At 46.8% G+C, this 18,966-nt stretch carries 14 protein-coding genes, 8 tRNA genes and 1 pseudogene; 6 read left to right on the top strand and 17 right to left on the bottom strand.

Annotated features, from left to right (window positions below; translation table 11 throughout):
• The 4 genes and pseudogenes from MO387_RS02740 to MO387_RS02725 form a co-directional block, all read left to right on the top strand.
• Positions 1-1,698, top strand: coding sequence for a PepSY-associated TM helix domain-containing protein (locus tag MO387_RS02740; protein WP_107948590.1), 1,698 nt, complete (start codon positions 1-3; stop codon positions 1,696-1,698).
• Positions 1,695-2,045: a DUF3325 domain-containing protein gene (locus MO387_RS02735; protein WP_006080813.1), complete on the top strand. Its 351-nt coding sequence runs from the start codon at positions 1,695-1,697 to the stop codon at positions 2,043-2,045. Before MO387_RS02740 ends, MO387_RS02735 begins: the two co-directional genes overlap by 4 nt.
• A gap of 107 nt (positions 2,046-2,152) precedes the next feature.
• Positions 2,153-2,590 carry an OsmC family protein gene (locus tag MO387_RS02730; RefSeq protein ID WP_106651204.1) on the top strand — a complete coding sequence of 146 codons (438 nt, stop codon included), beginning with the start codon at positions 2,153-2,155 and terminating at the stop codon, positions 2,588-2,590.
• Between the two features lie 226 nt (positions 2,591-2,816).
• Positions 2,817-2,996 (top strand): annotated as a pseudogene (locus MO387_RS02725) (hypothetical protein); the annotation flags it as partial.
• A gap of 106 nt (positions 2,997-3,102) precedes the next feature.
• Here the strand turns inward: MO387_RS02725 and MO387_RS02720 are convergent.
• The 6 genes from MO387_RS02720 to thrA form a co-directional block, all read right to left on the bottom strand.
• Positions 3,103-6,387, bottom strand: coding sequence for a S41 family peptidase (locus tag MO387_RS02720; protein ID WP_107948592.1), 3,285 nt, complete (start codon positions 6,385-6,387; stop codon positions 3,103-3,105).
• Between the two features lie 397 nt (positions 6,388-6,784).
• Positions 6,785-7,642: a transporter substrate-binding domain-containing protein gene (locus MO387_RS02715; protein ID WP_107948594.1), complete on the bottom strand. Its 858-nt coding sequence runs from the start codon at positions 7,640-7,642 to the stop codon at positions 6,785-6,787.
• A 289-nt stretch (positions 7,643-7,931) separates the two neighbouring features.
• Complete coding sequence (locus tag MO387_RS02710; RefSeq protein ID WP_014620644.1) at positions 7,932-8,234, bottom strand: hypothetical protein; 303 nt, start codon at positions 8,232-8,234, stop codon at positions 7,932-7,934.
• A 305-nt stretch (positions 8,235-8,539) separates the two neighbouring features.
• Positions 8,540-9,823 (bottom strand): threonine synthase, encoded by a 1,284-nt coding sequence (thrC, locus tag MO387_RS02705; protein WP_107948597.1) that lies wholly within the window; start codon positions 9,821-9,823, stop codon positions 8,540-8,542.
• 112 nt (positions 9,824-9,935) lie between these two features.
• On the bottom strand, positions 9,936-10,898 hold the full coding sequence (thrB, locus tag MO387_RS02700) for a homoserine kinase (protein ID WP_107948599.1): 963 nt from the start codon (positions 10,896-10,898) through the stop codon (positions 9,936-9,938).
• A complete protein-coding gene (gene thrA / locus MO387_RS02695) occupies positions 10,895-13,363 on the bottom strand; it encodes a bifunctional aspartate kinase/homoserine dehydrogenase I (RefSeq protein ID WP_107948601.1) in 2,469 nt (822 codons plus the stop codon). The genes thrB and thrA overlap by 4 nt, the downstream gene beginning before the upstream one ends.
• 641 nt (positions 13,364-14,004) lie before the next feature.
• On the opposite strand from thrA, the gene slyD reads away from it, so the two are divergent.
• Positions 14,005-14,664 carry a peptidylprolyl isomerase gene (slyD, locus tag MO387_RS02690; RefSeq protein ID WP_107948603.1) on the top strand — a complete coding sequence of 220 codons (660 nt, stop codon included), beginning with the start codon at positions 14,005-14,007 and terminating at the stop codon, positions 14,662-14,664.
• Positions 14,665-14,900: 236 nt separating this feature from the next.
• Complete coding sequence (locus tag MO387_RS02685) at positions 14,901-15,272, top strand: hypothetical protein (protein ID WP_107948605.1); 372 nt, start codon at positions 14,901-14,903, stop codon at positions 15,270-15,272.
• A gap of 56 nt (positions 15,273-15,328) precedes the next feature.
• On the opposite strand, the gene trpR is transcribed toward MO387_RS02685, so the two are convergent.
• The 11 genes from trpR to MO387_RS02630 form a co-directional block, all read right to left on the bottom strand.
• Positions 15,329-15,604, bottom strand: a complete 276-nt coding sequence (trpR, locus tag MO387_RS02680; RefSeq protein WP_063882757.1) for a trp operon repressor — start codon at positions 15,602-15,604, stop codon at positions 15,329-15,331.
• Positions 15,605-16,137: 533 nt separating this feature from the next.
• Positions 16,138-16,214, bottom strand: a tRNA-Arg gene (locus MO387_RS02675).
• A gap of 103 nt (positions 16,215-16,317) precedes the next feature.
• Positions 16,318-16,409: transfer RNA gene (locus tag MO387_RS02670), tRNA-Ser, on the bottom strand.
• 45 nt (positions 16,410-16,454) lie between these two features.
• Positions 16,455-16,531: transfer RNA gene (locus tag MO387_RS02665), tRNA-Arg, on the bottom strand.
• A gap of 58 nt (positions 16,532-16,589) precedes the next feature.
• Positions 16,590-16,666: transfer RNA gene (locus MO387_RS02660), tRNA-Arg, on the bottom strand.
• Positions 16,667-16,714: 48 nt separating this feature from the next.
• A tRNA-Arg gene (locus tag MO387_RS02655) sits at positions 16,715-16,791 on the bottom strand.
• Positions 16,792-16,878: 87 nt separating this feature from the next.
• A tRNA-Arg gene (locus MO387_RS02650) sits at positions 16,879-16,955 on the bottom strand.
• A 34-nt stretch (positions 16,956-16,989) separates the two neighbouring features.
• Positions 16,990-17,066, bottom strand: a tRNA-Arg gene (locus MO387_RS02645).
• 22 nt (positions 17,067-17,088) lie between these two features.
• Positions 17,089-17,180: transfer RNA gene (locus MO387_RS02640), tRNA-Ser, on the bottom strand.
• Between the two features lie 205 nt (positions 17,181-17,385).
• Positions 17,386-17,583, bottom strand: coding sequence for a carbon storage regulator CsrA (csrA, locus tag MO387_RS02635; RefSeq protein ID WP_006082602.1), 198 nt, complete (start codon positions 17,581-17,583; stop codon positions 17,386-17,388).
• 118 nt (positions 17,584-17,701) lie between these two features.
• Positions 17,702-18,958, bottom strand: coding sequence for an aspartate kinase (locus tag MO387_RS02630; RefSeq protein WP_006082603.1), 1,257 nt, complete (start codon positions 18,956-18,958; stop codon positions 17,702-17,704).
• Positions 18,959-18,966 lie beyond the last annotated feature (8 nt).

Below are 18,966 nucleotides of genomic sequence, written 5' to 3'. Positions count from 1 at the left end.
ATGAAAGAGACATTTTTTAGAACCTTATCTTGGCTACATACTTGGGCAGGTTTGCTCGTGTGTTGGGTGTTATTGTTGATCTTTTTTGCGGGTAGCTTGAGCTATTTCCGCCATGAGATCAGCCTGTGGAACGAACCCGAGTTGCACCAAGGGGTTTATCAAGACTATCAAGCCGATACGCTCGCAAATCAGCTGGATAAAGGCCAAGATTATATCGCAGCGCATTCGCCCGAATCGGCGCAGCGTTGGATGATAGGTTTTCCGACCGAACGTAAACCCTTTCAAAGTGTGAGTTGGCAACTACCGCCAGAAAAAGGTCAACGTCGCGGCAAGACTGAAGAACATGTCGCCCTCGCCGATGGCAGCGGCATGATCTCAGAAGTGCGCGAGAGTCGTGGCGGCGATTTCTTCTATCGTCTGCACTTTGACTTGCATTATATGTCCGCAATTACGGCCCGATATATCGTCGGTGTTTGCACTATGTTTATGCTAATTGCCCTTATCAGCGGCATAGTGATCCACAAGCGGATCTTCAAGGATATGTTCAGCTTTAGACGCGACAAGGGCGCCCGCTCTTGGTTAGATGCGCACAATGTGAGCTCTGTCATCGCCCTGCCCTACCATCTGATGATCACTTATACCGGGCTTATCACCCTGATGTTGATCTATATTCCGTGGACGGTGGATACCGCCTATTCGGGTGACAACCAAGCCTTCTTAAAAGAGCTGAATCCCGCTAGACAAACCGAGAAGGCCGCGGGGATTAGCGCGCCACAAGTGCAACTGAGTCAATTACTGCCGCAGGTGCAAACCGCTTGGGGCGATGCGCCAATTAAGCAAGTGATAGTGTCATATCCTAACGATCAAAATAGCCAAGTGACCTTTTACCAAAACACAGGTAAAGATGTGACCGATGAGGCCAACATCTTGATATTTAACGGTGTTAATGGCGAGCTTAAATATGCTAGCCCACATGAGGCCTCGGGAGCATCAGCCACCTACGACACTATGATGTCGCTACACACGGCGCGTTTTGCCGCACCGCTATTACGCATATTGTTCTTTTTCTGCGGCTTATTGGGTTGCGCTATGGTCGCAACAGGCACCTTGATGTGGGCCATTCGTCTACGTCAAAAACAACAGAAAGCCATAGATAAAGGCGAGAAACCAAGCTTGGGATTACGTTTGGTCGAAGGGTTAAACTTCATGTTTATCTTAGGATTACCCTTAGGCGCTGTTAGCTTCTTTTACGCAAATCGTCTGCTATCAACAAGTTTTGCAGGCCGCTCCGAATGGGAAGTTCACTGCTTCTTTATCGCGTTAGCGGCAATGGGAGTCTGGGCTTTCTTTGGCAGTTCACGTCGCCAGTGGCAAGCAGCATTAATACTCACAGGCAGTTTGTGCTGTGCACTGCCCGTGCTTAATGCCTTCACATCGCCGAGCAATCTCATCGATAATATTCAATCCCATCAATGGCCTTTAGTCGGATTTGATGTGCTCGCCATTCTACTTGGCGGCGCTATGCTATTTGCCAGTAAAAGATTAACTTTGATTGCCAAAGCTCCCGCTAAGCGCCCAACAAGACCCGCATTCAATGCGCCGAATGCCAAGGCGAATAAGGCGCGCCGCAGTGAGCCAAAAACATCCCTCGCCAACGAACTTACCTCGCCGTCTTCATTGGAGGAAGCCAAATCATGATGCCAGAATTTATCCCTGTACTTGGGATCTTAGGCTTAAGTTATCTCTCCCTTGCCCTATTCGCCTTAGCTAAGTTTGGCCATTTTAAGGATGTGTTTAACCGTCCACCAGCACAATGGCAAAGCCATTTGCTCACCTTGTTTGCTTGGTTATTACTGGCATTTAGCTTAAGTGCCTGCGCGAGCGATCAAGGCTGGGCCTACGGTAGCATTTTGTTTATGGGGATCATTTCCCTCGCGGCCATGCTGGTCATACTGACGTTAAGCTACAGTCCACGCCATTTACCGATTGGTATCGTCGCTGGTAGCGTACTCACAAGCAGTCTATTACTGAGTGCTGGGCTATAACTTCTCCGCACTAATCTATAACTTCCTGCCGCACTGAGCCACAGGTCATGGCTAAGTGCGCACCGCTAGGCTATAGTGCCCTGATGTCCTTCAGATAGGAGAAAATAATGGGCTTTAACTTAACGGTTAACTGGCAAACCTCGCCCGCCGAAGAAGGCGAATTTTGTCGAGACCACAGTATTACATTTGGCAGCGGCCAGACGATTCAAGCCTCGTCGGCACCGGAATATAAAGGCAATGGGCAGAATGTAAACCCAGAGGAAAGCCTGCTAGCGGCGTTATCCTCATGCCATATGTTAACCTTTCTCGCGATTGCACATCTTAAGCGCTTACCTGTCACGTCCTATGTGGACAATGCCACTGCAGAGCTGGGTAAAAACGACGCGGGCAAGTTGGCCGTCACTAAGATGGTGCTCAATCCTAAGGTCATTTTCGCTGAAGGGGTTGAAGTCAGCCAAGAAACCCTTGAGAAAATTCATGAAAAAGCACATGTAAATTGCTTTATCGCCAATAGTTTAGCGACAGATATCCATATCAAATTTTAAGATTTGTGCTGATGTCTACGGCCCGCTAATGGATTCCTAAGCGGGCTTTTTTATTGCCGCACCGCAGATCATTACCAGTCGGACTCATTACCATCACCAAATCTCCGCCGGCCCTCCACAGAGTCCTACCCATTCGCACCCCCGAAATTTCTCCATGGTTTAGCTCATGTCCAGCTTTTAAACCGTACGATGGCTAACTTAGTGCCAACTGCTGGAGTTAAAAGATGCAAATTCAACCAATATAGCGACAGGAACAAGCCAAGGGATTTCAGCGCCAACGGCCTATTACCTAAGCCATAATGAAGACGCAAGAGCGATGACAGTTAATCACCTTGCCCAACAACAGCAAGTGAACACTATGCAGAACTACGTAGAAACGAGTAAGAACATTAATGAATGGGCATAAAAATGGGTGTTGTCTCGGGAACTAAGAGACAACACCCTAACTTTGTACGCGACTATGCTAACTGAGATACCTTAAATTTTAGTTAAATACTGAATTTAAATATCAATTACTTAGCTTTTATATCCTGCGCCATTCCTTTTACTGGCAGAGGTTGCGCTTTTAAAGCTGGAACGGGCTGCTTAACTAATTCATCCTTCAAATAGCTTATCGCTGTCTCAAGCTGCGCATCTTTACCGTTAAAGGTGGCGAAAGGTAAGTTATCGACTTCGATATCCGGCGTTACGCCATGCCCTTCCAGCACCCAGCGACCATCCATTGCATACTGTGGATACTCGGCCACTCGCGCCATACCTTTATCGGTCAGCGAATTTCGCCCAGATAACCACACGCCCGCCCCTGCCGTTTGTTTACCAATTAGCGGTGCAATACCCAGCGCTTTAATTCCCGCTGAGAAGGTTTCACCGTCGGAATAGGTCAGTTCATCGGTTAACACTACTAAATGGCCACGGAAGGTTTGCTGCATATTGGTGTTTGGTGTGCCATGAGTCGGTTGCCAAAACGCCCAAGCGCGGCGCAATAACTTCTCGATAATCCAACTGTCGATATTGCCGCCGCGATTACGGCGAACGTCGATAATCAAACCGTCTTTATCGTAATTGGTATAAAACTCACGGGCGAAACTTTCAATATCGCCGCCGCCCATGGCATATAAGTGCAAATAACCAATCTTGCCCTTACTCGCATCCTCGACCACAGTCGCGTTATGGCTCACCCAATCTAAATAACGTAATTGGCCATCAACCATAGCGCTGACGGGCATAACGATGGTTTTATGGGTTTGGCTGCCACGCTTAAGTTGCAATAATACTTGCTTGTCCTGTTGATTGCGCAACAGCCGCGTGACATCAGCCACGTTCGCCACTGGCGTGCCATTGATGGCCAGCAGCACATCGCCTTCTTTGGCATCGACTTCGATACGATTTAACGGTGAAGCGTTAGCTGGCAACTCAGGATCGTTACTGTAAATATGCGCAATTTTAACGCCATCTGCAGTTTGCTGTAGGCGCGCACCTAGGCTAGCTGCTTTAGCCGCATCGGGATCTTTGGGTAAATCACCGCCGCGTACCTGTGAGTGCAATGAATCTAATTCGCCCATCATTTGCATGAAGATATCGTTCAGTTCGTTACGGTCAGTCAGGCGGTCAAGCAAAGGTTGATACTTAGCTTTGGTCGCTTGCCAATCGAGACCGCGCATCTTCTTATCGAAGAAAGATTCTCTGTGCATCAACCAAGCATCTTCAAACATTTGTTGCCATTCAAGCTGGGGAGAAATCGCTAATTGCCATTGATCCGTTTGCACTTTGGCATTGTCGGTATCGCCTAGCTTATCACCACCATCAACAATCATTAGCGCCTTGTCATTGCTGAACTTACGCAGCATCAGCTTTTTGCCATCGGCAGAAACCGCATAATGGCCAATATCCTCGGCAAAAACCTCGGCTTTCGGACTCAAAGGATCAAACTTGATGGTCATCAGACTCGGTTCAGCATCATCACCCATCGCTTGGTCGAGCACATATAGCCTGCCATCGACGGCGCGCAGTTCACTGTAATTGCCTGAATCGATAGGCACTTGCCATAGGCGCTGCGAAATACCAGACCAATCGATTTTCACCGGATTCGGTTTATCCTTGGCATCTGTTTTGTCAGCTTGGTTAACGCTGAGTTCATTGGGTTTACTAAAGGGGAATTTGGCATTGTTAACTAAGGCGATGGCAAAAATTTGGCTGCGTTTATCAAACACTGGGCCCATGTTTCTATCGCCCCAAGGTGAACTTGGCGTGGCGCTGAATTGGCGATTTGACAGGAAATATAACCACTGGCCGTCACTGCTAAAAGTTGGCGAATAGGATTCGTACTTATCGCTGGTGAGCGTCTCGGCCTTATTTTCATCCACAGAGTAAAGGACGATTTGCGGTCTTTGTTTACCGATTTCAGACTTAGTTAATGCAATAAAACGACTGTCACCGGACCAGCGGATATCAGCATAAGGCCCAAGTCCCTCACCGTTAGTGATGATTTTTTGATTGGTATTTTTCTTTAAGTCGAGCAGCCAAACGTTGCCATCGTTATCGTCGTGGGCGATAAATCGACCGTCACTGGACAGATTCAGGCTCATTCTTAAGGTATGACCGTCTTTCGTCAGCTGCTTAGCGCCACTGCTGCCATCGGCAGGGAATTGCCAAATTTCCTGCTGACCTGTCATGTCGCTAATCGCATAAACAGACTTGCCATCTTGGCTCAATATCGCTTCTCTCACGCGATAAGTCCCTGGCAGCGCAACTTGCACTAAGCGCGAGCCATCAACACCCGCGATTGCCACATGGCTGCGGGCGGTGATCACCACTTTATCGCCAGCAAGGGCCAAATCGGTAGAGGATGCGTAATCCATAGGATCTTTCACCCAGTGCTCACGGCGCTGGGCAAAATCGGACGTGAGTTCAATATTGACTAATGCGTCTTTTGCGGCCGCGATATCAAATACATGGATATCAGCACCCTGCTGGAAGACCACTTTGCCTTGATCCATCTGCGCGCCGCGGACTTGCCAATCTTTAAATTGGGTCAACTGTTTTGCGTCTGAACCATCGAGCGCCATCGACCAGAGGTTGTCGTTACCATCGCTGTCGCTGATAAAATAGAGTCTGTCTTGCCATAGCATAGGTTGACGCACTGAACCATCGTGCTGGCCGCTGAGCAACTGGGCTTCGGTTTTGCTACCCAGTTTGAAGCGCCATAATTCGCCCTTTGCGCCGCCACGGTACACTTTGGCATTATCGCCAGTGACTTGCAGGCCAAAGCGTGTGAAATACACATATTCGTTGCGCTCATCAATCACACCTTCGACCGCATCGGCTAAGGGTAAATCTGTGGTCATAAGAGTTTTAGGATCGACACTGCGTAGCATCCAATTATTCGCGGGGCCAAAACCACTGTCGGTAGAATATAAAATCTCGCCTTTGGCGGTCCAACCTTGAACCCGCACACGGCTATTCTCAAAACTCACCCGTTTGGCCACACCGCCGGCAACCGGGATCACATACACTTCGCTCGCGCCTTCATAATTGGCCACGTAAGCCACCCACTTGCCATCGGCGGAAATGGTCGCACCTAGCTCCTCTGCGGGTAAACTCGTTAAGCGAGTCGCCGCTTTTTGACCTAAGGTCTGAGTCCATAAATCCCCTTCAGCGGTAAAAACTAAGGTTTGATCGTGCAGGGCTGGCGCGCGGTAATATCCTTGATTGCTCACCGCATCGGCAGCGATGGCTTGGGCCGCAGTGAACGAGCCTAGGGCAAGCATGCAGCAGGCGACAGAATGGCGAAGTTTCATGTATGACCTCTATCCTATTGTTATTTTTAGCAATGGACTCTTTGACTACGAGATTTTGCTAGCAGATTTAGCGAAGATATTCTTGCCAGAGACTTTTGCGAAAAAACGCAATCAAGCCCAAAGCATGATAATTTAGCCCACCAAGCTAGCAGAATTTAATAGAGAGTTCAGTAACTTCGAGCCAGAGAAGTTTTAGCAAATGTGTCACATCTTAAATCGCGGAAAAACAACTGAGTCAAAAACAATATTCTTTAGCGGAAAACACCAAAGATCATAGCGTTACCCTGTTGCATCACGATAAAAATCATCAGGAGTAAGACAGGATTAGCTAACGTGAAGGGCTAGTGTTTACGACTAATATTAAGAACTAATATTAAGGGCTAGCGTTAAGACCTGATTACGGGCTGACGTACAGCGTCTTTAGCGGACTATTTAAGCGACTCATCTTGGATTGTTTCGCCAGTGACATTTGTTGCCATTTATTGATCACGCGTGCAATTTCACCGTTATCCATTAAGGCCTTAATCGCATGATTAAACTGCTCTAACTGGCTTGGCGTCATACTCGCTTTACTGAGCATTAAATGGATATGGTTTTGATCTAACACTAATTTGAGTGGCACTAGCTTAATATGTTGATGCTGACTGGCAATATAAGGCATGGCCATAGTATCGCCGACGATCATATCCCCGCGACCATAGGTGAGCATTTGTACCGACTTATCTGAGTCAGGGCTTAACACCAATAAATGCTCCTGCTCTAATCGATATTGAGACTCTTGATAATCGGCGCCATACCAACCGCTTGAAGGCACAAGCAGGCGTAACTTTTTAGTAAAAATGTCCTCCCACTTATCGACATTAATCTGATCTTTTTGCTCATCGAGCACGAATAAGCGCAGCTCTTCGTCTCGATAATAACTGGAAAAATGCGCATAAGCCTGACGTTCATCCGTCATTGTCGCTCCCATCAACACATCTAACTGTCCAGTTTTCAGCATCTGATGCGATCGCTTCGCGGGCACATTGATAAAATTGATTTCGCAGCCGAGATACACGGCAAATGCCCGCATCAGATCCACATCTAAACCTTGGGCTTCTCCTTGGGGATCTTGCCAAGCATAGGGAGGCCAGTCGTTATAACCGACTTTAATGGTTTTTTGACAGGGTAAAGGACTATTAACCTGCAACGCACTTTTGGCGGGCAAGGCTAAAAAAAGCAGCAATAAGACAGGAACGTATTTAAACAATGACATAGGCTAAGTTACTTGCCCCTTAAGTTGGTGATCCTCTCCAGATGAAGATGAAGCAAAACGGTTCAACGTCAGACTTTCGCGGTGTTTTAATACCTAAATAAGCGTAGTTGCCACTTAGACAGCGCGCCATAAACACCAGTCAGATCATAGTAATTAACCGAAATAGGGCGCGGAGAATAACAACAAAAAAGGACAGTAGCTAGTTTAACGCGTTTAGTGTTGCCGACTTAATGCACTTGCCATAAAAACTCCGCCTGAGTAAACGAAATCAAGTTGAAGGTTAAGCTCACTAAATCTGACACTTATAAATAACAGCAACAACCTTGGTGGGATCACCCATATCTGTCTGTAACCAAACGATGTGCGTGCCGCCCAATTGCTCTCCCTGAGCTATGGCAGACTCTTTGGCTTCATCTAGATTATTCTCGCGGCGGCTCACCCCAGTGACGATGGCAAAACTGTCGCAATGGGTCACTTCAAAATCGTAGGCCACATTTATGCGCCGATATAACTCTCGTTGATCGGTTGCACACCCTGAGGCTAAGACGCAAAAACAGACACTTAATAGAAAAAATCTAGACAAATCAATCAACCCACTGAGTAAACACGCGGGTGAACATAAACAATTAAAACCAATAAAATTGTGAACTTGATCACATTTTTATTACCAAAGACAATACAATAAGTTACAAATATTAATTAAATATCATGTAGTTAAATAAAAGTTCTTTTATGCTTACCTGCAACACAGTTTCATCAATTTATCGTTATTTTGCTTACATCTGTAAAAAGTGTACTTGTCCAAAATTGTGCTGATAAAAAAGGGAGCTAAGCTCCCTTCTCTTCTTTAACGCTATGTTATCTCACCGCTAGGCCAATACTTTAAGTACAAGCAGCTTAGGTTAAGATCTTGAATAAGTGCGCTTTCAATGCCGTAAAATCAGCGGGTAATTCAGCCGATAAAATAGGTTTATGAGCAACGACCTCAAGTTCAACCGGCAGTGGTAAGTTAAGATTTAGCTCTCTATCGACCACATCCTTAAATTTAGCGGGATGCGCTGTACCTAAGAATATACCCACTTCGTCAGGCACTAAAGTTAAAAACAAGGCTTTAGCTGCAATCGCCGCATGGGGCTCAGACACATAACCTTGTGCATGCAACTCAGCTAATGCCAGTGAAGTTTGCTCTTCAGATAAACGCATGCCCACTAAGTTACTCAGTGGCCAAGCTAATTTCTCACAAATGGCTTCCACTCGCGGCCAGTTACTTGGCTCACTCACATCCATCGCATTAGACATGGTCGCTTGGGTTTGATTGGGCTGCCATTGGCCGTTTTCTAAATAGCGCGGCACAGTATCATTCGCATTGGTTGCGGCGATAAAGCGTTTAACCGGTAACCCCATGGCTTTGGCGAATAAACCCGCCGTCAGGTTACCAAAATTCCCACTTGGCACTGAAATCACAGGATCGGCGTAGTGGCGTTGTTTAGACTGGGCAACGGCTTCAAAGTAATAACAAATTTGCGCAAGTAAGCGGCTGATATTAATAGAGTTCGCCGAGTTTAAGCTCAAACCCTCGCGGACTTCTGGATCATCAAAGGCGCGTTTAACCAGATCTTGGCAGGCATCAAAATCGGACGATACGGCAACTGTGTGGATGTTTTTGCCCAACGTCGTGAACATCTTTTCCTGTAGCTCACTGATCTTACCCTTAGGATAGAGCACCACCACATTGACTTTCTCAAGTCCATAGAAGGCATCGGCAACCGCGGCGCCGGTGTCTCCCGAAGTCGCAGTCAGAATGGTTAAGCGTGTGTCGCCGACAAAGGCATTGACGCATTGCGCCATAAAACGTGCACCAAAATCTTTAAATGCCAGAGTAGGACCGTGGAACAATTCGAGGCAAGCGCGCTGCTCATCGACGGCAACCAAAGGTAAATCGAAGTTAAAGGCACGTTCAACCAGGTCATCAACCGCATCTTGCCCTAGTTCAGAGGCAAGCCATGCACCGAGCACTTTTTTACTGCGCTCAACAAATGGCAGCGCCAGCAGCCCTTCAATATCGTCTAATAGCGGAATTTGGGTGGGAAAGAACAAACCTCTGTCCTGACCTAAACCTAATTGCACTGCTTCTTTAAAGCTCACTTTCTGCGAAGGGTGTTTTAAATTATATAGTTCCATGCTCACTCGACCTTTTGATGCTAAGCCTTAAATGCTAATTCTTGATGCATGCTCTTTATGCATAAGATGGATATTTAGCCTTAATGCTTAGTCTTGATACTAAAAATAAGAATTAATCGACTCTACGCGTGCCTTGCTCATCGAGGCGACACACGTGGGCAAAGCCACCCACCTCGGTTAAATAATGCTGTTCTAACCAGGCTTTAGCGGTATTTGCCGTGGCTAAATCATCGGTAATCGAAAACAGCGTTGGGCCACTGCCGGAAATCCCCGTAGTCAACATGCCTAAAGCGGCTAAAGCGACTCTGGCATTGTCGTAACCCGGAATCGCAGCTGCGCGATAAGGCTCGGCTAACACATCTTTTAATACGCTGATCGCAAGCTTGGCATTCTGCTGATAAGAGGCATGTACAAAGGCACTTAAATAACGCCCAAAATCGATAGTGACACTTTTATCGTATTGATCAGGCATGAGTTTACGCATCATCGCCGTCGAAAGTGAAATCCCAGGATAGGCCACAACCCAATACCATTCTTTAAAACTCGGTATGGCTTCACATACTGTGCCCGGCACATTGAGCATCAATTGCATGCCGCCCAAATAACAGGGGGCGACGTTGTCATAGTGCACACTGCCGCTGATCTTACCTTCAAACTCGCCCATCAGTTCCAGCAGGGCTTGCTCGTTATAAGGTCTGTCAAAATGTTCATTCAAGGCATATAACGCCGCCACGACTGAGCTTGCACTCGAACCTAAACCACTGCCGACGGGCAGGTTCTTTTCCAGTGTCAGCGCTACGCCTTCATCTGCTTTACCAATCGCTTCTAAATACTCCTTACTCAGGGCGGCTAAGAAGAATTCGGCACATTGGTACACTATATTGTCTTGCGGATTTTCAGGCAGTTTATGGGCCCAAGCACCGGTTTGCGCCAGACTCACACCCGATTCTGCCGCCGCGATAGTCACTCTGTCGCCGAGTAAACTGCCATCGATAGGCGCCAAAGCGGCGCCCAGTAAATCAAATCCGACTCCCACGTTACCCATAGAGGCTGGAGCGTAAACGGTCAGACTCATACACTCACCTCACGAGTCCAATTCAAGGTTCTTAATACATCGGCAAAGGCGCCAGCGGCGGTCACTTCAGTCCCTGCGCCATAGCCGCGTAGCACAAACGGAATGGGCTGATAATAGCGGCTATAGAACGCCAAGGCATTTTCACCGCCTTTAACGCTATAAAGCGGATCCTGTGCATCCACTTCGGCGATACGCACACGGCACACACCATCCTCAATTTGCCCAACATAACGCAGCACTTTACCTTGGGCTTTGGCCTGCGCCACTTTTGCGGCAATTGCAGCATCAACTTGCGGTAATCGTGCCATAAAGCTTTCAACATCACCTGAATCATCAAACTCGGCTGGCAATACAGATTCAACCTGCACATCACTGAGCTCTAACTTTAGTCCCACTTCACGGGCAAGAATGAGCACTTTACGCGCCACATCCATACCACTCAAATCATCACGGGGATCGGGCTCAGTAAAACATTTTTCCCGCGCAAGACCTGTCGCTTCAGAAAGTGTCATGCCTTCATCCAGCATGCCGAAGATAAAGGATAAAGAGCCCGATAAAATACCGTTAAACTTATGCAGTTTGTCACCCGCAAATAACAGTTTTTTCAGGTTATCGATCACAGGCAAACCCGCACCGACTGTAGTTTCATATAAGAATTGGCGACGCTGTTTTAAGGCTGTTTGGCGCAGTGCTTGATAATAAGCATAATCGCGAGTGTTCGACTTTTTGTTCGGCGTGACCACATGCAAACCTGAGTTCATCACATCCAAATACAGATCCGATACTTGCTCGCTCGAGGTGCAATCCACGAGCACTGGATTAAGCAATTGTTGCTCTTTCGCCCATGCGAGTAATGCAGGAATATCGCAGGCTTGCTGACTATCGGCAAGCAAGCTAGACCAATTGCTTAAGTCGATACCCGCACTGTCGAGTAACATCTTGTTCGAATTCACTATGCCGCATACACGGATACTGATGTGCTGCTCTTTGAGCATGGCAGACTGTTGTTTTATCTGCTCGAGCAGGCCTGCCCCCACATTGCCGCAACCCACTAAAAACACATCTAAATACTGCTGCACATCGAAAAAGCCTTGATGACAAGCCGCCACCGCGTGCTTAGTCTTACGCTGCTCGATCACAGTCGAAATCGAGCGCTCGGACGAACCTTGGGCGATGGCGATAATGTTCACGCTCGCCTGCGCTAACGCTTGGAAGAAACGCGCTGCAACCCCTTTGTGAGTGCGCATGCCATCACCAATCAAAGACACAATTGCCAGCTCATGACGCATAGCAATAGGTTCAAGCAAGTCACTTTTTATTTCTAATTCAAACTCTTGCTCTAAGGCCCATTTCACTTTGGCCGAGTCAGACGTCGCCACACAGAAGCTAATACTGTATTCAGAGGAGCTTTGGGTGATTAAAGACACAGACACGCCGCTGCGGGAAATCGCCGCGAGAGTACGGCTCGCCATGCCAACCATGCCTTTCATGCCAGGGCCTGATATATCGAACATGGTCTGGTTATCTAAATTGGAGATAGCTTTAACCTGCAAGCCGGTTTCATCGGCTTGGTTTGATACCAGAGTGCCGGGCGCATCGGGGTTAAAACTGTTTTTGATATAACAGGGAATATGGAACTGGGCGATAGGCGCAATCGTCTTAGGATGCAACACCTTAGCGCCAAAATAGGAGAGTTCCATCGCCTCTTGATAGCTGAGTTGTGATAACAGCTTAGCATCGGCAACCACACGGGGATCGGTATTATAAACACCGTCAACATCGGTCCAGATTTCACAGCTCGAAGCATCTAAACAGGCGGCGAGCACGGCAGCAGAATAGTCAGAACCATTACGGCCTAACGTCACCACTTTGCCCTGTTCATCGGCGGCGGTGAATCCCGGCATTACCCATACGCGCTTTTCACCTAATGCCAACGCACGAAACCTTGGCTTACTCACAGCGATATCGACCACGGATTCTAACGGCCGACCACGACCTAGAAACAAGGCGCGCGGATCGAGTTGAGCAGATGTGATCCCCTTAGATAGCATCACTTGTTCCATCAAGGCTGCAGATAAACGCTCACCTGCCACCACGATTTCAGCACGTATGCCATCAGGACATTCTTGCAGTAAGCTAATGCCACGTAATCTATCCTGCCAAATCACCAGCTGTGCATTAAGTCCAGAAAAGAGCTGTTCACTCTGCTCACTCGACAACATTGAAGTAACAGCATCTTGGTATAGCGAGGTAAATACCCGCTCAACATGCTGCAGCACAGACGAATAATCTTCACCTTTAACGGCTACATCAACCATTTCTAGTAACGCATTTGTCACAGTCGCCGGGGCCGATAGCACTGTGGCTATGGGTTCAAGCTTAGATGACTTAGCAACGATATCCGCCGCCATCGAGAATCGCTGCCAATTTGCAAGCGAGGTACCACCAAATTTCATTACTTTCATCTTGTTCTCCTGTACCGCGCCCGACTTAGAAATAAGAGCTAGAAACAAAAAAGCCCGCTTCTTTGTGGGAAGCGGGCTCATCGTTAAAATTCTTTAGGGTGTATCAGCCCGCCCCCACTGTTGTTGTAGTGGTGGTTGTAATAATGGTAGTTACTACGAAACCTAGGCTATGCATGTGTTTGGGCTAATCCATGTTAATTTCTTGATAAACAGAATTGCTTTTTTTACCCGCGCTTGTCAACCCCTAAAATGGATTATTTATAGGCAAATATTAACGCTCGATAAAATACGGCATCAAGATTCGTTAATATGAAGTTTTCTAGGGGTAAAAATGCGATTTACGCAATAAATAACTGTTAACGTCAACGTAATGTGGCACGAAAAACATTAGATAATCACTTGTTTTACATCTGATTATTTATAATGCATTTTAAAATAATGCGTTATTTGTTCTACCTCATCACTCAGGCTAAATTAACAGGCTAACGAGCAAAAAACACATTACTCATCCTTTCTACCGTAAAGCACCGACAAATTTGCCTAAAAAAAACCTGTGCGATATCTAACATAAGCCACTTCAAATTATCGCCAGCACTAAAAAAGCACGTTATTATGCGCGCACATTACGAATTGGAGGCGATATGAAGATCACTCAACACAGCGCGGTAACCATTCATTACCGTTTATCAGATCAAGAAGGCAGACTATTAGAAGACTCTTTCGACTCTGAACCTATGCTATATCTACACGGCACTGAAAACCTGATCCCAGGTTTAGAAGCCGCATTAGATGGTAAAAGCAAAGGCGAAAAACTCGATGTCACTATTAGTGCCGAAGAAGCCTATGGCCCTTATCACGATGGCCTACGTCAAGCAGTGCCATTAGAAGCCTTTGGTGATATCGAAGATATCGTCCCAGGTATGCGCTTCATCGCTGAAACTGAAATGGGTCAGCGCCCAGTTCAAGTCATGGAAGTGAAAGACGATGTGGTTATCGTCGATGGCAACCATCCTTTAGCGGGCCAATCACTCAATTTCAGCGTCGAAATCGTTGACGTTCGCGAAGCCTCTGCCGAAGAAATCGCCCATGGCCACATTCATGCCCAAGGCGGTTGTGGAAGCCATGGACATGATCACGATCACGGCGGTGGATGCTGTGGCGGTTCAGGCAAAGAAGAAGCTGGCGGCTGTTGTGGTGGTGGTTCTGACCACGATCATGGACATCACCATGAAGATCACGAAGCCTGTGACACACCTAAAACAGGTTGTGACGGCAATGGCGGCTGTGGTTGCCGCGGCTAGATACAGATTGATGCTCAAGGTGAGCTAGAAATAGCTCATCCCTAAGCGATTGAACTGCCATAGTTTAACCTTTGAAGATGCGCGCCCTTAATTTAAGGTCGTGCATTTTTTATACGCAAGCGTTTATACTATTCGTAATAGATAAATAAGTGACTGGTAAATTGAAGTATTCAAATTTTATATGAATATTTTCAATTAGATATTGATATCAACCTGAGTTAAGCGACGGAGTGCTTATGTTAACCAAACCCCTTTACGAGATTTTGCCTTTTGGCTACATGGCGCTCGGCAGTTCGAGTTTTATTGCACTCGACATCGACTATGCCCTAGTTGCGGCTACAGTAGTGTTCGTCTTAGGTGCGAGGATCTATGTTATGCGTTCTCAAAACCGTCGAACTGACTCGGTAAGACGTCGTAAGTCGGGCTATCTTCCCGAGATGATTTATAACTTCTTACCTTTTATCTATCTCATAGCGGCATTGGCTATCTTTAAATTCCTTCCCAAAGACCTTTACCCAATTCTGGCCATCTGCTTACTTAGTTATGGCCTATATATTCTGGTGCGTCGTTCACTCTATCGTCGCCATAAGCTGCCCATCACGCCTTAAGGCTGTTACCAAAACAAGCACAAATGATGTCCACAGGGCTTGTTTTCATAAGAGTACTAACCAATCAATTTTTGAACTTTCGCTCTATGGTCGGGAGACATATTTTTCAAGTAATTAGAGCAACGGGTGATCGTCGCAATACTCACTTCATATTCTGCAGCTATGTGCCTTTGGCTCATATCCCCATCCAATAACAACTGAAATACCTTTAAGCGTCCAGCAACGGCACTACGCTCTTCTTCGGTTAACAGTAAATGAAACAACACAGAAAGATCTTCATAATTGCTGTGGCTCAAAATCTTTTCTAATACTAGATCCCAGTTTGCTCGCATAATAACCCTCATAAGTACTGTTCAAGCATTACATTGGCAGTCTAACAGATTTAACTCCAGCACGGTCTACTTGATTGCTCTCCTCAAACAGATACTAAACCACAGCTTAGACGCTCAATACTGACACTGTGACACCTACACGCATATCTAACACCAATAATATTAAATATCTATTCATTCAGTGGGAGCTCAACGCGCTTTAGACAAGGCGAAGGCTGAAAGCATAGTGGTCTCTGTCGAAAACCTTGAACGCAGCATGAGGCGCGTTTCCATGCCGTTAACATCTGCGCCCTTAGGAGGCCTCATAGACATCCCACTCCCCTGTTGCATTGACTTCCATTTCTACGCCAATGCGCCTTGGATTGAGATGCCTGTGAGGCTCTGAACTGATTAAATACTTCATGTGATTGGTATAAAGCAAAAGATGGTGATACCAAGAGAATTAGACAGAAGCGGAGAAAGCCAAAACGGGTCAAACCGCCACAGATTTAAAAATAAAAAAGCCCTGCAATTGCTTGCAGGGCTTATCTATATGGTGCGCGTGGAAGGAGTCGAACCTCCGACCGCCTGGTTCGTAGCCAGGTACTCTATCCAGCTGAGCTACACGCGCAAACTCGTTTTTGTACTTCTAACAGATCCAATCATGATTGAGTCTAGGATAAGCACTTTTATCTCCCAGCTTTATTCTATTCCCCTCGACTAAGAGAATAGAATGGCGGAGAAGGAGGGATTCGAACCCTCGATGGGAGTTAAAGCCCATACTCCCTTAGCAGGGGAGCGCCTTCGGCCACTCGGCCACCTCTCCGCGTTTAACGCTTTAAATCAACAAGACGTGTCTCGTTAACTATATTGGTGCGCGTGGAAGGAGTCGAACCTCCGACCGCCTGGTTCGTAGCCAGGTACTCTATCCAGCTGAGCTACACGCGCATGTTAAACGGTAAAACACTAATTTAATTGAAACAATCGCAATCATATTAGCTTAAATTGGTGCGCGTGGAAGGAGTCGAACCTCCGACCGCCTGGTTCGTAGCCAGGTACTCTATCCAGCTGAGCTACACGCGCATTTAAAACGGTAAGCATTAATACGACCAAAATCATATTAATCTAAATTGGTGCGCGTGGAAGGAGTCGAACCTCCGACCGCCTGGTTCGTAGCCAGGTACTCTATCCAGCTGAGCTACACGCGCATTTTAACATTTTGCTATAAGCAATTATCTACAAAATTTCTAACTGAAATTCAAAACTGATGAGTTAAAGATTAACTAATGCAGAGATGGTGCGCGTGGAAGGAGTCGAACCTCCGACCGCCTGGTTCGTAGCCAGGTACTCTATCCAGCTGAGCTACACGCGCGACTTGTATCTAAATTTACTTTTTCAATAAAAAGTGGTGCGCGTGGAAGGAGTCGAACCTCCGACCGCCTGGTTCGTAGCCAGGTACTCTATCCAGCTGAGCTACACGCGCACTGTTTTTTATCGGTAAGAAATGGCGGAGAAGGAGGGATTCGAACCCTCGATGGGAGTTAAAGCCCATACTCCCTTAGCAGGGGAGCGCCTTCGGCCACTCGGCCACCTCTCCGTTTTCTTGGCGCACATATTACTGTTTGACGAAAATAAGTCAAACCCTTTTTCCGAAACAGATTCCATTTGAACTGTTTTTAATCACATTGCTGTTATATCAAGCCAATGTATTGATTTGCGCCAATCTTTCGCTCTAAAAAATAAAAAAGCCAGTTAAAAAACTGACTCTTCTGTTGCCGTAATACTCTTGCCAAAACAAGGTACTAAAAGTTACCACCTTCCGATGGTGTACCTGATTTTTCAGATTGAATGCGTTGGTAGATTTCTTCACGGTGAACAGAAACCTCTTTTGGTGCATTCACACCAATACGCACTTGATTGCCTTTTACCCCTAGCACTGTAACTGTGACTTCATCACCAATCATCAGTGTTTCGCCAACACGACGAGTCAAAATCAGCATTCGATAGCTCCTTTATTTCTTAATTCAGCTTACACACGGCACTCATCCGGTAGATGGGCTTATTATAAGGTCAGCTTAGTACAAATTAATAGTATTCAATACTCAAACGGTTATTTAATTACACCTTATTTAGCTCGAAAGCGTGATGTAACGCCCGAACCGCCTTGTGTAAGTCCCTTTCATCGATAACGGTTGACAATTTACTCTCTGACGTCGTGAGTAACTTAGCATGAATAGTTTCATTACCCAAGACTTCTAACATCTTAGTCAATAATCCCATTTTTGCCTGTAAACCTTTGCCAACTAAAGATACTTTTGCACGTTGCCGTTCGATAATCAATGGTCCGAGAGCAAGGCTTTCGCTTAAGCCTTCGAGCTCATTAAGCAGAGTATCAACCTTAGCTTCAGCGAGCATAAAACTGACTCGACCCGAAGGATCATCCTCGTGGATCCTCAATGGGGAAATAAATTCCACATCGATTTCCAATCGCGTTAAACAGCCTAACAGCGCTTGATAGCGTTCACTGGTGGTAAACAGCCCTTCAATCGTCAGCGTTGCCAGCGCCTTATTAATCGCAATACCTTGGACTAACGAGGCAATAGTGAGTTCAGACTCATCGCCAAATTGGATTAACGTCCCCTGCCCAGCTTCAAAACTCGACAGGACTCGCAATGGCACGCGAAAACGCTCGGCGTATTCGACTGAATCGGGATGCAGTACTTTAGCGCCTAACTTTGCCATTTCGAGCATCACATCAAACCCAATCACATCGAGACGACGAGCACTGCTATCAATATTCGGATCTGTGGTAAATACGCCCGCCACATCAGTAAAAATCTGGCATTCATCGGCTTCTAACGCCGCCGCTAAGGCTACAGCAGTGGTATCTGAACCACCGCGTCCTAAGGTTGTGACTTCGCCTTGAGGATCGATGCCTTGAAACCCTGCAACGATCGGCACAACACCATCGGCTAGCAGGGATTGCAAATACTCAGTATCCACTCGCTCGATGCTGGCACGGCCGAATTGACTATTAGTATGAATTTGTACCTGATCGCCCGTAAGGGATTTCGCCTTAATACCGCGGCGCTGTAACGCCATCGACATCAAGGCAATGCTCACTTGCTCACCCGTTGACACTAACATGTCTAATTCGCGCGCCGAGGCCCGCGGATTAATTTGTGCTGCCAGTGCAAATAGGCGATTAGTCTCACCCGCCATTGCAGATAAGACTAAGACTTGCTGCTCACCATTGTGAGCTGACTTTGTAATCTGCTCAGCGACCGCTTCGATACGTTCAATAGAACCCACCGAAGTGCCGCCGAACTTTTTCACAAAAAGCTTGCTACCACTAAGCTTTCGTTTTTGGGGCACAGCAACCT

This window comes from Shewanella sp. N2AIL, assembly GCF_022690845.1.
Taxonomy (GTDB): domain Bacteria; phylum Pseudomonadota; class Gammaproteobacteria; order Enterobacterales; family Shewanellaceae; genus Shewanella; species Shewanella baltica.
Note: the sequence above shows the minus strand (reverse complement) of the source record. Positions and strands in the feature narration are given on the sequence as shown.

Excerpts from the sequence above, each read along its gene's own strand:
- MO387_RS02740 (WP_107948590.1), top strand. The coding sequence starts at position 1 with ATGAAAGAGACATTTTTTAGAACCTTATCTTGGCTACATACTTGGGCA.
- MO387_RS02735 (WP_006080813.1), top strand. The coding sequence starts at position 1,695 with ATGATGCCAGAATTTATCCCTGTACTTGGGATCTTAGGCTTAAGTTAT.
- MO387_RS02730 (WP_106651204.1), top strand. The coding sequence starts at position 2,153 with ATGGGCTTTAACTTAACGGTTAACTGGCAAACCTCGCCCGCCGAAGAA.
- MO387_RS02720 (WP_107948592.1), bottom strand. The coding sequence starts at position 6,387 with ATGAAACTTCGCCATTCTGTCGCCTGCTGCATGCTTGCCCTAGGCTCG.
- MO387_RS02715 (WP_107948594.1), bottom strand. The coding sequence starts at position 7,642 with ATGTCATTGTTTAAATACGTTCCTGTCTTATTGCTGCTTTTTTTAGCC.
- thrC (WP_107948597.1), bottom strand. The coding sequence starts at position 9,823 with ATGGAACTATATAATTTAAAACACCCTTCGCAGAAAGTGAGCTTTAAA.
- thrB (WP_107948599.1), bottom strand. The coding sequence starts at position 10,898 with ATGAGTCTGACCGTTTACGCTCCAGCCTCTATGGGTAACGTGGGAGTC.
- thrA (WP_107948601.1), bottom strand. The coding sequence starts at position 13,363 with ATGAAAGTAATGAAATTTGGTGGTACCTCGCTTGCAAATTGGCAGCGA.
- slyD (WP_107948603.1), top strand. The coding sequence starts at position 14,005 with ATGAAGATCACTCAACACAGCGCGGTAACCATTCATTACCGTTTATCA.
- MO387_RS02685 (WP_107948605.1), top strand. The coding sequence starts at position 14,901 with ATGTTAACCAAACCCCTTTACGAGATTTTGCCTTTTGGCTACATGGCG.
- trpR (WP_063882757.1), bottom strand. The coding sequence starts at position 15,604 with ATGCGAGCAAACTGGGATCTAGTATTAGAAAAGATTTTGAGCCACAGC.
- csrA (WP_006082602.1), bottom strand. The coding sequence starts at position 17,583 with ATGCTGATTTTGACTCGTCGTGTTGGCGAAACACTGATGATTGGTGAT.